Below are 14,095 nucleotides of genomic sequence, written 5' to 3'. Positions count from 1 at the left end.
TTATCTAAGCTTCAATGTTGCAAGTCCTAGCAAAACTAGGAATAAGGAGATGATCCAAAAACGCACAATAACTCGTGGTTCAGGCCAACCTTTCAATTCATAATGGTGGTGTATAGGTGCCATGCGGAAAATACGCTGGCCCCTTAATTTGTATGATCCAACTTGCAAAATGACCGACACCGTCTCCATCACGAAAACACCGCCCATGATCACCAGTAGGATCTCTTGACGGACTAATACCGCGATAGCACCTAATGCCGCCCCAAGCGCTAAAGACCCAACATCGCCCATAAACACTTGTGCAGGGTAGGTGTTAAACCACAAGAAACCCAAGCCAGCACCCACTATAGCGGTACAGACAATCACCAATTCACCTGCCCCAGGCAGATAAGGTATATGCAAATAATTAGCGAATTGAACATGGCCAGAAAGATAAGCAATCAGTGCAAATGCAGCGGCAACCATCACCGTTGGCATAATAGCCAAACCGTCGAGTCCGTCAGTTAGATTCACCGCATTACTTGAACCGACGATAGTGAAATACACTAGCACGATAAAGAAGCCCCCAAGTTGAGGCATAACATCTTTAAAGAAAGGCACTACTAACTGGGTTTCACCCGCAAGATCAGCCGACGCATAGAGGTAAACCGCAATAACAATGGCCGCCAGAGACTGTAGAAGATACTTCCATCTTGCGATCAAGCCTTTAGTGTCTTTACGAACGACTTTGCGATAATCATCGATAAATCCAATGGTGCCAAAGCTTGCTAAAACAAACAGAACAACCCACACATAGCGGCTACCCAAATCACCCCAAAGCAATACACTAATGAAGACACCTGCAAGAATAAGTAAGCCACCCATCGTCGGTGTACCACTCTTACTAAAGTGCGACTCTGGACCATCGCTGCGCACGACTTGACCAATTTGCAATAACTGCAAACGCTTAATCATCTTTGGTCCCCACCAAAGACTAAACATTAATGCCGTCATCAAGCCAAGAATGGCTCTAAATGTGACATAAGAAAATACGTTAAACCCACTGTAAAATTGGGTTAAATACTCCGCCAGGTAAACCAGCATTAAACAAACTCCCCGCGACCAAAGGCCATTGTTAAAGCTTCAACTACACGTTCCATTCTCGCACTGCGAGAACCTTTGACTAATATGCTGATATCTCCAGGACGTTCATTAATATAAGCTATTAATTCTTCGACCAATTCCTTGATATCTTTATAGTGTGTAGCACCAAAAGCAACACTTGCACCTTCACTTAGCTCGCCAACACAAAACAGTGCATCAACACCTTTTGTTTTAGCTTCTTTGCCTAGATCACGGTGCAAAAGGGCGGCATTGTCGCCTAATTCCCCTAAATCGCCCAGCACTAAACACCGATCCCCTTGAATTTTTTGCAGCCAGTCAATCGCAGCACCGACCGAAGCAGGGTTAGCATTATAACTATCATCAATGACGGTTACGCGGCCTAAGCTGGTTGGCAACATTCTACCTTTTACCGGTTTAAGTAAGCTTAACCCTTGGCAGATATTATTTAATGTCAGTCCTAACGCCAGACAGATACTTGTGGCCGCTAATGCATTAAGAACTTGATGACGTCCAGCCAGCGGCAAAGCCACTGACTCATGTTGATCTGCATAGGAGATATTGAAGTGGTATCGACCCCCTTTATCAGCTTGTAATGCTGTTGCTTTAACCTTGGCGTCGGCATCAATCGCAAACGTCAGTTGCGCTAAATGCTTAGATGCTTCTAACATCACCGCCGCAAATGAATCATCAGCGTTGATAATCGCCGTGCCATCCGCTGCTACATGATTGAATATTTCTGCTTTGGCCTTAGCAACGCCAGCTAAAGAACCAAATCCCTCAAGATGTGCCGAAGCCACGTTATTAACCATCGCAACATTGGGCTTGACTAAGCTCGAGGTATAATCGATTTCACCAGCATGATTAGCACCTAACTCAAACACACCAAATTGGTCTCCAACCTGCAAACGCAATAGCGTCAGCGGCACGCCAATCTCATTATTAAAGTTACCCGCGGTATAAAGCACTTGATGCTGCTGAGACAAAATAGTCGCGACCATCTCTTTTACGCTGGTCTTGCCGTTTGAACCGGTCAACGCAACACAAATAGGCGCTAACTGTCGACGAACATACGCGCCAATCTCGCCCATTGCCCGCTGACTGTTTTCCACAATAATTTGCGAAACCGCAATCGGTAATAAACGTTCAACCAATACCGCTTTTGCACCAAGTTCTACTGCTGATGCAACAAAATTATGCCCGTCAAAATTATCACCTTTAAGTGCAACAAAAAGGGTTTTGTCACATACGGCACGACTGTCGCTCGACACATGTTCAATCGACAGGTCTTCACCGTGCAGTTTACCGCCGAGGTGCTGAGCTATTTCAGTCAGTGATAGCGTTATCATGCATTACCTTCCGCTATCGCTTGCGTAAAGGCTCGTTCGTCGTAATTCAATTTTTCACCATTAACTTCTTGATAGGTTTCATGTCCTTTACCCGCGAGTAACACCATGTCACCCGCTTTAGCCATCGCCACAACCTCTCTTATCGCTGTTTTCCGATTGACTTGTGATTGCGCTTTTTGCGGTTCAGTAAATCCGGAAAACACATCCGCGATAATTTCTTCGGGGTTTTCACTGCGGGCATTGTCACTGGTAACCATCACGTGGTCGGCAAACTGTTCTGCACTCTGGGCCATCATCGGACGCTTGCCAGCATCACGATCACCACCACAACCAAACAGACACCATAGCTGTCCTTTACAATGCACTCTTAATGCCCGTAAAGCGTGTTCAATGGCGTCGGGCGTATGTGCATAATCAACCACCAAGGTAACCTTGTTGGTTGTCGTGAAACGCTCCATTCGTCCTGCAACGGGGGTGAGCATGGTGGCAGACTTAACAAGAGCAGCCATATCTTCACCTACAAGATATAGCGCGCCTAATGCAGCCACTAAATTAGACAAGTTAAAGTCACCCAGTAATGGTGACACCAGCGTAGCTTCACCTTCAGGCCAAACGAGGATGCATGACACACCGCCATCATGATATTGACAATGCTTGGCGTAGATATCCGCTTTGGTATCACCTTTAATGCTGAAAGCTAATGTTTTAGACGCTGGTGTTTTAGCGGAAGAGGTTTGTGCTAACCATGATGCGCCAGTTGCGTCATCACAATTAATCAGCCCTGCGCGTAAAGAGCTAAAATGAAACAGTCTCTGTTTTGCCGCACCATAAGCCTCCATCGTGTGATGATAATCAAGATGATCACGACTCAAATTGGTAAATACTGCAACATCAAACGGTACCGCTTCAACGCGGCCTTGCACTAAGCCGTGACTCGACACCTCCATCGCACACGTATCGGCATGGCTAAGTTCAAAATCTTGTAACTGCTTAATAAGGGTGATTGCATCCGCAGTGGTATTGCCACTGTCAACTAACTGGCCCCACAAGCCATTGCCTAACGTCCCCATTACCGCAGCTTGCTTATGTTGAAGTTGCTGCAACTGAGCGATTAACTGGGTGACTGATGTTTTACCATTTGTCCCGGTCACACCGATAATTCGTGGGCGTTGACTCGACATTGGGTAAGCCTGCGCTGCGAGCGCCGACACTTGTCGATTAAGCTGAAAAAAAGCAATTTCCAGTCCCATCTCGGAGGTAATATTGCCATGTTCTTCGGGAGAATCGGTATGCACCAACACTGCCGCGGCGCCCTTGGCAAAGGCGGCCTTAATATACTGTCGCCCATCGACCTGATAACCAGGGACTGCAACAAATAGATCTCCCACTTTTAGCGCACGGCTATCAAGCGTTAAATCATTAAAAACGTCTCTTCCGGAATAGTGAAACCAAGGAGCAAGGAGATCTCGAATTAACATTATTCTGCATTCCTAGATAAAACGGCCAAACGAACTTTCTCGCGGCTAGAAATTGGTTCTACATTTAACATCTGCAGCGCAGCAGACATAACGGATGCAAAGACAGGAGCTGCGATATCACCGCCATAATAGCGATCGCCTTTGGGCTCATTAACGATAACGGCAATGGCAAGTCTGGGATTATGTACTGGAGCTACTCCAGCAAAAATAGCCACATAATCCTCACCATAACCTCCGGCAACGGCTTTACGGGCAGTCCCCGTTTTACCTGCAACGGGATAACCTTCAATATGCGCTTTACGTGCCGTGCCGCCTTTCTCCGTTACGCCTACGAGCATCTCCATCACGCTCTGCGCGACTTCAGCGGATATCACTTGAGTACCTTCAGGTTTTTGCTTGAGTTTTAAGATTGAAACTGGATAAAGCACACCTTTACTGCCGAGAGTCGCGTACATTCTGGCCAGCTGCAAAGGGGTCGCCATTAAGCCATAGCCAAATGATAACGTCGCCCGTCCGAACTCAGACCAACGCCTACGGTCATGGATAAGACCTGCACTTTCGCCTTCGAGGTTAATCCCCGAGTAGTTGCCCAAGCCCATCGCTTGATAAGCACCTAATAACTCTTGTACTGGCATTGATAAGGCTATTTTGCTCATACCAACATTACTGGAGTGAACAAGGATGCCGCTAAGAGAAAGGTCACCATAATTACGCCCATCACGCACTATCTTGCCACCAATGCGTATACGACCTGGGCTGGTTTTTATAATGTCGTCCAGTTTGATATAGCCTGCATCAAGTGCTGCAGCTACTACAAACGGTTTAATGGTTGAACCAGGTTCATAGGCATCGGTTAAGGCGCGGTTGCGCATCCGATAGCTCTGTAAATTCTCTCGAGAATTGGGGTTATAAGATGGCGTGTTGGCCATCGCTAGCACTTCGCCAGTATTCACATCCAGCACCACAATCGATGCAGAGGTGGCTTGATTAACTTCAGTGGCTTTTTTTATCTCTCGATATGCTAATTGTTGAATTCGCTGATCGATACTTAATACAAGATCATTCGGGCTTTCACCCTCTTGCACCATATCCAAACGCTCAACCACGTGACCATCTCGAGATTTACGCACTTTCTGTTTACTCGGCGTCCCCGTTAACCAATCATTGTAAGTATTTTCAATACCTTCGATGCCAAGATCATCAATATTAGTAATCCCCACTAACTGTGCCGATATCTCGCTCGTTGGATAATAGCGACGCGATTCGGGCTTAAGATAGATTCCGGGCAGTTTGAGTTTTTTGATATAGTCAGCAACCGCTGGGGTGACTTGGCGTTTCAAATAGGTAAAGCGTTTACGCGGATTAGCTTGTACACGTTTGAGGATTTTATCTCTTGGCTCGTGCAGCACGTCGGCTAATGCTTGCCAGCGGCGCATATCAACAAAACCATTTTCATCATGCACCACTTTAGGGTCGGCATAAACCGCCTTAACGGGTACGCTGACCGCTAACATTTCACCATTACGGTCGGTGATCAAGCCACGCTGTACTTCGCGGCTAGTTGTTCTTAAGGTACGCATATCACTTTCATGACGCAGCTTTTCCGGCTCAATAATCTGAATATAAGCCGCTCGCCCAATAAGACTGCTAAATAACAAGCAAACAAACGCCACAACAACGTATAAACGCCATTGAATTAACTGTGGTTTCTGTTTGCGTTTTGCTTGTTTATTCATCGCACTCTTACTACTACCTCTTCTTTAGGTAATGGCCGTCTCATATTGAGCTCTTTGGTCGCCATTCGGGTTACCCTGCTATGTTCTGAGCGAGACTGCTCTTCCAGTAGCAGATTTCGCCATTCAATATCTAATCGGTCTCGCTCTTGTAACAACAGCTCCCACTGACTAATGTATTGCCGGCCTTCGTAACTGGTATACACCACGGCAATGGCATTAAGCATCACCAAGAGTGCGACCACCATGACCCATTTGTGGTGCCATAAATCGAGCAGTACAATACGGGGCAGATTAAGCTGCGATTTACTCACCGTAGTCTTTACTGTTCGTCGAGATCATAGGGTAAGCGCTCGCCAATACGCAGGACTGAACTGCGCGATCTCGCGTTACGTTCAACCTCTTCCACTGACGGCTTAATGGCTTTACCTATGCCTTTTAACTTACGTGTTTTGTTAATTTCAGCTTCGGTGATAGGTAGCCCATGTGGCACACTTGCCCCTTGGCTGTGACGGCGAATAAAACGCTTAACCATGCGATCTTCTAATGAGTGGAAGCTAATCACTGATAGGCGACCTTCAGGTGCGAGTACTTTTAATGCCCCTTCAAGCGCTTGATCAATTTGTTCAAGCTCACTATTGATATAAATTCGAATCGCCTGAAACACACGTGTTGCAGGATGCTTATTACGCTCTTTATTTTTAGAAATACGTGCGATAAGGTCAGCTAACGCTTTGGTGCGTAAAAAGGGCTCTTTCTCTCGATCGGCCGCAATACAACGCGCAATATGTCGAGAGTTTTTCTCTTCGCCATAGGTCTTAAATACCCATGCCATATCTTCAATTTCAGCGCGGGCAATCCATTGAGCTGCCGTTTGACCTTGTGAGTTATCCATGCGCATATCAAGAGGGCCATCGCGCAAGAAACTAAAACCACGCTCAGCGTCATCTAATTGAGGCGAAGACACACCAAAATCAAGCAATACACCATCGATTTTGCCTTTAAGGCCTAACTCTTCTACATATTCTGCTAACTGTCCAAAGCCGCCATGCACAATTTGGAATCGGCTATCGTCTTCAAACTGCTGGGCTGCAACAATAGCTTGCGGATCTCTATCAATAGCGATCAAACGACCATTAGGCCCTAACTGTTCTAGCACTTTTCTTGAATGTCCACCGCGGCCGAAGGTACCATCAATGTAGATGCCATCTTCCCGTATGTTTAGGCCTGCGACTGTTTCTGTCAGCAAGACGGATAGGTGTTCAAATGATTGCGTCATGTTCATCTTCTATTGGTTAATATCACTCGTTAGAGCGAAAAGTCAGCTAAACGTGGGTTAGCTGCTAAATCTTCATTAAGAATCGCAATGCGACTCTCTTCAATCTGTTGCTGCCAAGCAGCTTCGTCCCACAGCTCAAACTTATTAAGCTGACCGACTAACATCGCCCGCTTTTCTAAATTGGCGTATTGACGTAAAGGTGTCGGCAGTAAAATTCGGCCATTGCCATCAAGCTCACATTCATGGGCATAACCAAGTAGCATGCGTTTGATCGCGCGCTCGGCAGGTTGGGTATCTGATAATTGGGATAATTTAGCGGCAACTTGCTCCCACTCTTGTATTGGATAGACCAGTAAACAAGGTGATTGAATATCGACAGTAATCACTAATTGGCTGTTATGATGGGCATGCAAAGACTCACGGTACCGTTTCGGTATCGCGACCCGTCCTTTAGCATCTAAGCTGATAGCACTCGCCCCAGAAAACACCTTAAGTCATCCTTGTTAAATTATTAAAATCCACAAATTTCCACATTTCCCCACAACAGCTAAGTTTAGGGACAGAATGCAAGAATTGTCAAGGATTCTGCTCTATTTAAAATCCAGTAACCAAGCGGGTTAGCAGCCAGTTTTCATCTAGTTGCAATCGAGTGCACAAATAGGGGATTTTGTGGGAGCTAGGTTATTCAAAATTTCTAATCAGTAGGAAAAACAGACAGTAGAGAGCAATAGAGTGGATCTGAGGTCATACTTTAGTGGTGCTTTTTCCCTACACCCTTTTATTAACAAAGCTTTAATTAGCCTCTTTACCTAAGCAAAAGCCACTTTCAGAGAACTGCAGATAAAATAGGGTTAACGATATTTAACCCATTAACATGCCTTAATCATAAATATCTTGCACTCAAAACACAGGATCTGTGTTGTCAGCGTCAGGTGATTCGGGCAGATATCAATGCGATTAAATCCCCCAATATCGCGGAGTCTTTGACTTAAACCATCACTCATTTCGAAAAACATCACCAGCAGGCTAAATTTTAATCAGTTGCGGCCGATATATAAGGTATCAATAACTTACAAAGAGGGAGCCGTATGATCAGTTTAGACAGTGTTTATGCCATGCTTGCACGACCACCACTGCGTGAGATTAAACAGAAAAATGGCGTAAAGCCGGTGGATAATAGTGCCGCGATTGCAGCGGATAGTCATGAACAACCGCAATCACAACTGCCGCCAAATTTAGAAAGACGTCAGTCTCGAGAAGAAAGACGTAAAACCCCACCCGGCCTTTATCAGCTAGAACCAAGGTTAGAAAGACGTAAAAACTATGTCGAAGATAGGCGTGATGACGAAGAACGACACTCTCCAGCTGATCAAGAAGATGACTCGCCCTTTCCTCATATCGACATCAATATCTAACGCGTTCTCGCCACCGCTTCTTTCCAGCCATCATACAGAGTGGCTCTAGCAGCATCATTCAGCTGCGGTTTAAAGCGTCGCTCTATGCCCGATTTATGCTTAAGCTCTGCTGTAGAACTCCAAAAACCGACCGCTAATCCCGCTAAGAAGGCAGCCCCCATCGCCGTGGTTTCAGTTAACTCTGGACGCAACACTTCTACATTAGTGATATCGGCTTGAAACTGCATTAAAAAGTCGTTGGCGACCGCTCCTCCGTCCACTTTTATCTGCTTAAGCTGCACACCACTATCTTTACTCATCGCATCAAGCAGATCTCGACTTTGGTAGGCAATGGCTTCAAGTGCTGCACGAATAATATGATTACGATTGGCGCCACGTGTCAGCCCAACTAATGCGCCTCGAGCGTCAGGATCCCAATACGGTGCACCTAATCCAACAAATGCCGGCACCAGATATACACCATTGGTGTCATCTACTTTTGATGCAAAGTACTCCGTATCTTGTGCATCTCGAATAAGACCTAACTCATCACGTAGCCATTGAATGGTCGCGCCACCCATAAATACCGACCCTTCGAGCGCATAATTGACTTCGCCTTTAGCCCCGACCGCAATGGTTGTTAGTAAGCCATGCTTTGACTTCACCGCTTCTGTGCCCGTGTTCATTAATAAAAAGCAGCCAGTACCGTAGGTATTTTTTGCCATGCCTTCATCAATGCATAGTTGACCAAACAACGCTGATTGCTGATCGCCAGCGATCCCTGCAATCGCGATGCTACCACCCTCACCCACAATACGGGTGTGACCATAGATCGCTGACGACGGTTTGACTTCAGGAAGAATGGATCGCGGGATATTGAGTGCATTAAGCAGCTTTTCATCCCACTCTTGGCGATGAATATTGAACAATAACGTACGCGAGGCATTGGTTGGATCGGTGACATGCACTTTACCTTCGGTAAGCTTCCAGACTAACCAGGTATCTATGGTGCCAAATAAAAGCTCCCCTCTTTCAGCCCGCGATCTTACGCCATCAACATTGTCTAGGATCCATTTTATTTTAGTACCTGAAAAATAAGGATCTAACAGCAAGCCAGTAGTCTCTCTAACGTAATCTTCAAGCCCCTGTGCTTTCAATTCATCGCATATCGCTTTGCTTCTTCGGCATTGCCATACAATGGCGTTATAGACTGGCTTACCCGTTACTTTGTCCCAAATAACCGTGGTCTCACGCTGATTAGTGATGCCAATCGCTGCGACGTCCTCACTATGAATATCGGCTCTTGCCAATGCTTCTATTAGCGTTGAGCTTTGAGATGCCCATATCTCCATCGCATCATGCTCAACCCAACCCGGCTTTGGATAAATTTGCCCAAACTCTCGCTGCGAGCTCGCCACCATGTTGGCGTCATGATCAAAAACGATGGTTCTAGAACTGGTAGTGCCTTGATCAAGCGCTATGACATATTTCTTTGACACAAAAAACTTCCTTATTGACGTGTATCTTGTAGCAGGCCGATTTCCGGTTGCACAATATGACTATTATCCGCCGACGTTTCACCCTCATAGATCCAGGTTACTTTCACAACCGTGCTGACATCATTAACAGAGGCAACCACTTGAGTCAGAGTCACTTTGGCATCGGTAAGTGCTATTACCGCACTAAGTTCACTTTTTGATGAGGTCTACGTCAGCATTTTTGTACCAGAAAGATCAATAGCCCTTAGCATGGGCCTTTAGACCAAGCACAAAGATAATTATTAGTCTTTTTTACCATAAAACTCATCTAATAATCCAACCCCAATAGAAAGTAAAAAGCCTCGCAATTGCGAGGCTTATCACTTTACTGAACAACACTCACGTGTTGAAAGTGTCATGCTACTAACAATATTATCAGTTTAGAAACGGTAACTTGTTTGAATACCGACTAACAAAATATTACCGCTGGTCGTCCCACTAAAAGTACCACCAAAGTGTGCAGAAGAATCATCTGATGGGATACCAGGACGAGGTTCAACCACTGGTGATTCATCAGCAAAGATGTAAGTCAGGCCAAAGTCCATATCGAAGTTTTCGCTAATACGGTAACCCATACCGGCACTCAACCATAAACGATCCATTTCTGGTATCGTCAAGGTGCGATTCGCATCAGATACTGCAGACATATCGTAAGCAACACCCGCTCTCATGCTAATAGTGTCATTTAACTGATAAGTCGTACCCAATGCAAAACGATAATTATCTTCCCAATTTTCCTGCTTCACTAGTTGAGTCGGTTCAGCAAGTGACGGAATAACCGCTTCTAATTTGTCGAACGAGCTCCAATCAGTCCAGTTAATGCTGGCATGAATCGCTAACTTCTCACTGAGTTGATGGAATGAAGCAATCTCAGCAGTTGCTGGTAATGACAACTCCATAGAGCCTGCCATCTCCATGTTTGGGTCCATAGGGTTAAATGCTAAACCCTTAGCCTCACCTTCCAGATTTTGATCCACGGCTGAGCGATAGTTAACGCCGATACGGTTATCGGCATTAATTTGCCAAGCACCGCCTAACTGCCATCCCCAAGCAGTATCATCACCTTCCATGTACTTAAGCGTTGTTCCCTTCGGCACAGGTAAGTTACCAATAGGCGTTGGTAAAATTGCATCAGCTGAGCTTTTCGCGCCAATACTGCCTTCACCAATAACAAAGCGTACACCAGCACCAATACTGAACTGCTCATTAATACGGTAAGCCACATTGGGATTAATTTCTATTGTCGTGACTGACGCTTCATTACCAAATTGAGTACCGCGGAACTCATCATCCAGCTCAGTCGCCATGCCAAAGTTGCTTCCAAGCGCAAGGCCTACAAACCACTGTTCGTTTATCTGATGTGAGACATAAAAATTGGGAATAACGGCATCGTCAGCAATGTCGTTAGCAGAGGTCGGGTTAGTGCCATCAGTAGAAGTCACATCGCCATTAATATCGATATTAGGCATAACCAAAATGGCGCCTGCCGTCATTTGGGTACCCGTTAAATAGGTAAGCATTGCCGGATTACGAAACTGTGCTGCTGCGTTATCAGCCATTGCCGCTTCACCAGCAAACGCACGCCCAAGGCCCGTAGCTGAGTATTCAGCTAGCTGGAATCCAGCAGCTTGAACCTGTGTCACATTCCCCAAAAGTACCGTGCTAACGGCAAGTGTTAATAAACGCTTATTCATTTTTATTCTCTAATTATGTAATTACAACAAGTAGAGTAATCACTCCACTTTAAAGTGGGGCGAATTTTACAAGCACAGAATATCTTTACAAGCGTTTTAATAAAAACAGCATAAAACACCACCTAAAAGTATTAAGCGCAGTGATAACACGTCACAGATCACAGTTTAAAATTTAAAACAGGATACAAACACATAAAAAACGTCGCTAAAGCAGATAACTAAATAAAGTAAATTGAATATAAAAGACAGTGATTACAGAGCGATACTCATCATAAAAAGAAAAACAAACGTACACTCAAAAAAACAAATGCTAGCAGCATAAATCACTACCGAAAAATAAATGGATGCAAAAGGTCTTAAGGGAAAACTTAATAAGCATATAATTACAATGCGTTAACTGGTTATCGGTAACGTTTAAAACAAAAGCCATTTAGGTTTAAACCTAAATGGCTTTCGTAAAACAATACGCTGGTACAGATGTACGCTTAACAATCACATCTTCAGGCTTTGGTTAAACTCTCCATGCCGGTAAGTTTGCCTCATATGTTGCAATCGCATCGGACTGAGCTAACGTCAATCCAATCGCATCGAGACCATTTAGCAAGTTGTGTCTGGCAGACTCGGCTATTTGAAAGCTAAACACCGCGCCAGACGGCGACGTCACGGTTAATGCTTGTAGGTCAACATTAACCTCAGCGCCTGGCTGCGCTTCAATCTCTGTGATCAATTGGGCAACTTCTGCTTCTGTTAACTGAACGGGTAATAAACCATTGTTGATTGAGTTGCCATAAAAGATATCAGCAAAGCTCGGGGCAATAATGGCTTTTAAACCAAAGTCAGCTAATGCCCATGGGGCGTGTTCTCGACTCGAACCACAGCCAAAGTTCTCTTGCGATACTAAAACTGAAGCTCCCTTATAGCGGGGCTTATTTAAACTAAAATCAGGATTAGGCTCATGACCTGCATCATCAAGATAACGCCAGTCATGGAACAGGTGAATGCCAAAACCATCGCGGGTCACCTTGGACAAAAACTGCTTCGGAATAATCTGGTCTGTATCAATGTTTGCGCTATCAATGATAACCGCAAGCCCAGTGTGTGCAATAAATGGTTGCATAACTTAACTCTCTAGTAAGGTTTACGGATATCAACAAAATGACCTGCAATAGCTGCAGCAGCGGCCATAGCGGGACTCACCAAGTGAGTACGGCTACCTCGCCCTTGTCGACCTTCAAAGTTACGGTTACTCGTCGATGCGCAGCGATCACCCGCTTCTAGCTTATCGTCATTCATTGCTAAGCACATAGAGCAACCCGGTAGACGCCACTCAAAGCCTGCATCCAAAAATATTTTGTCTAAACCTTCGGCTTCAGCTTGCTCCTTCACCAGCCCTGAACCTGGAACCACTATCGCAGTAACCCCTTGGGCTACTTTACGTCCTTTGGCATGCTCTGCTGCTGCACGAAGATCTTCAATACGAGAGTTAGTACATGAACCAATAAAGACCTTATTAATGTCGACATCTGTCATTAAGGTGCCCGCCCTCAAATCAACATACTGAAGCGCTTTCTCGATACTGGTACGCGCGGTAGAATTACTTTCATCGCTAGGGTTAGGCACTAATTGATCAATCGCCACCACTTGCCCAGGATTGGTCCCCCAGGTTAACTGCGGGGCAATATCGCTTGCTTCTAGTACGACAGTGGCATCAAACGTGGCATCGGTATCTGTTTTTAAATCAGCCCAAGCCGCAATGGCTTGATCCCAATGAATACCTTTGGGTGCAAATTCACGCCCCTTTAGGTACGCAGCCGTGGTGGCATCCGGTGCAATCATGCCGGCTTTGGCTCCCATCTCGATAGCCATATTACATACCGTCATGCGACCTTCCATCGTGAGTGCTTCAATTGCTTCACCACAGAATTCAACAACGTAACCGGTACCGCCATCCATACCAATGTTACCGATAATCGCCAGCACAATATCTTTAGCAGTGATACCTTCAGCAACGTGACCACGCACTTCAATCTTCATGGTCTTGGCTTTTAACTGACGTAATGTCTGCGTTGCCATCACATGTTCAACTTCCGATGTACCAATACCAAATGCTAATGCACCAAAAGCACCATGGGTTGCGGTATGTGAATCACCACAAACAATAACGGTACCCGGCAAGGTAATGCCTAACTCTGGGCCCATTACATGCACAATACCTTGGTTTTTATGGTGAATATCATAAAGGCGCACACCAAATTCTTTACAGTTACGCTCAAGTGTTTCCACCTGAATACGCGCCATAGGGCTTAACGCATCTAAGCTGGCACTGGTGGTAGAGGTGTTGTGATCCATGGTCGCAAAGGTTTTTTCTGGCGCGCGCATTTTGCGACCCGCAACTTGCAAACCACTAAATGCCTGCGGCGAGGTCACTTCATGGACCAGATGCCTATCGACATAGATAATCGGCGCTTCACCTTTTGTCGCCACCACAATATGGTCATCCCATACCTTTTCATATAACGTCTTAGCCAT

At 45.5% G+C, this 14,095-nt stretch carries 13 protein-coding genes; 1 reads left to right on the top strand and 12 read right to left on the bottom strand.

All coding sequences use genetic code 11. The features are described from left to right. Genes mraY through mraZ form a run of 7 tightly spaced genes read right to left on the bottom strand, consistent with a single transcriptional unit; the run spans window position 1 to window position 7,428 of the window. Window positions 1-1,083, bottom strand: coding sequence for a phospho-N-acetylmuramoyl-pentapeptide-transferase (gene mraY, locus L2729_RS17540; protein ID WP_102038614.1), 1,083 nt, complete (start codon window positions 1,081-1,083; stop codon window positions 1-3). After that, on the bottom strand, window positions 1,083-2,450 hold the full coding sequence (locus L2729_RS17535; RefSeq protein WP_248989427.1) for a UDP-N-acetylmuramoyl-tripeptide--D-alanyl-D-alanine ligase: 1,368 nt from the start codon (window positions 2,448-2,450) through the stop codon (window positions 1,083-1,085). The genes mraY and L2729_RS17535 overlap by 1 nt, the downstream gene beginning before the upstream one ends. Further along, window positions 2,447-3,928: a UDP-N-acetylmuramoyl-L-alanyl-D-glutamate--2,6-diaminopimelate ligase gene (gene murE, locus L2729_RS17530; RefSeq protein WP_248989426.1), complete on the bottom strand. Its 1,482-nt coding sequence runs from the start codon at window positions 3,926-3,928 to the stop codon at window positions 2,447-2,449. The genes L2729_RS17535 and murE overlap by 4 nt, the downstream gene beginning before the upstream one ends. Beyond that, window positions 3,928-5,664: a peptidoglycan D,D-transpeptidase FtsI family protein gene (locus tag L2729_RS17525; protein ID WP_248989425.1), complete on the bottom strand. Its 1,737-nt coding sequence runs from the start codon at window positions 5,662-5,664 to the stop codon at window positions 3,928-3,930. Before L2729_RS17525 ends, murE begins: the two co-directional genes overlap by 1 nt. Next, window positions 5,661-5,975, bottom strand: coding sequence for a cell division protein FtsL (gene ftsL, locus L2729_RS17520; protein ID WP_101089374.1), 315 nt, complete (start codon window positions 5,973-5,975; stop codon window positions 5,661-5,663). The genes L2729_RS17525 and ftsL overlap by 4 nt, the downstream gene beginning before the upstream one ends. Before the next feature lie 8 nt (window positions 5,976-5,983). After that, window positions 5,984-6,940 (bottom strand): 16S rRNA (cytosine(1402)-N(4))-methyltransferase RsmH, encoded by a 957-nt coding sequence (rsmH, locus tag L2729_RS17515; RefSeq protein WP_248989424.1) that lies wholly within the window; start codon window positions 6,938-6,940, stop codon window positions 5,984-5,986. A 29-nt stretch (window positions 6,941-6,969) separates the two neighbouring features. Then, window positions 6,970-7,428: a division/cell wall cluster transcriptional repressor MraZ gene (gene mraZ, locus L2729_RS17510; RefSeq protein ID WP_248989423.1), complete on the bottom strand. Its 459-nt coding sequence runs from the start codon at window positions 7,426-7,428 to the stop codon at window positions 6,970-6,972. Between the two features lie 600 nt (window positions 7,429-8,028). Between mraZ and L2729_RS17505 the strand changes: the two genes are divergently transcribed. Then, a complete protein-coding gene (locus L2729_RS17505) occupies window positions 8,029-8,355 on the top strand; it encodes a hypothetical protein (protein WP_248989422.1) in 327 nt (108 codons plus the stop codon). Here the strand turns inward: L2729_RS17505 and glpK are convergent. From glpK to leuC, 5 genes are all read right to left on the bottom strand, one after another. After that, on the bottom strand, window positions 8,352-9,833 hold the full coding sequence (gene glpK, locus L2729_RS17500) for a glycerol kinase GlpK (protein WP_248989421.1): 1,482 nt from the start codon (window positions 9,831-9,833) through the stop codon (window positions 8,352-8,354). The two genes, L2729_RS17505 and glpK, sit on opposite strands and share 4 nt — an antisense overlap. 11 nt (window positions 9,834-9,844) lie before the next feature. Next, a complete protein-coding gene (locus L2729_RS17495) occupies window positions 9,845-9,988 on the bottom strand; it encodes a hypothetical protein (protein ID WP_248989420.1) in 144 nt (47 codons plus the stop codon). A 264-nt stretch (window positions 9,989-10,252) separates the two neighbouring features. After that, entirely contained in the window at window positions 10,253-11,566 is a 1,314-nt protein-coding gene (locus tag L2729_RS17490) for an outer membrane protein transport protein (RefSeq protein ID WP_248989419.1), read from the bottom strand. A 511-nt stretch (window positions 11,567-12,077) separates the two neighbouring features. After that, window positions 12,078-12,683 (bottom strand): 3-isopropylmalate dehydratase small subunit, encoded by a 606-nt coding sequence (gene leuD / locus L2729_RS17485; protein ID WP_248989418.1) that lies wholly within the window; start codon window positions 12,681-12,683, stop codon window positions 12,078-12,080. A gap of 11 nt (window positions 12,684-12,694) precedes the next feature. Continuing rightward, window positions 12,695-14,095 (bottom strand): 3-isopropylmalate dehydratase large subunit, encoded by a 1,401-nt coding sequence (leuC, locus tag L2729_RS17480; protein WP_248989417.1) that lies wholly within the window; start codon window positions 14,093-14,095, stop codon window positions 12,695-12,697.

Origin of the sequence: Shewanella gelidimarina (assembly GCF_023283945.1) — a bacterium.
Lineage (GTDB): Bacteria > Pseudomonadota > Gammaproteobacteria > Enterobacterales > Shewanellaceae > Shewanella > Shewanella gelidimarina.
This window is presented reverse-complemented; position numbering and strand designations above follow the sequence as displayed.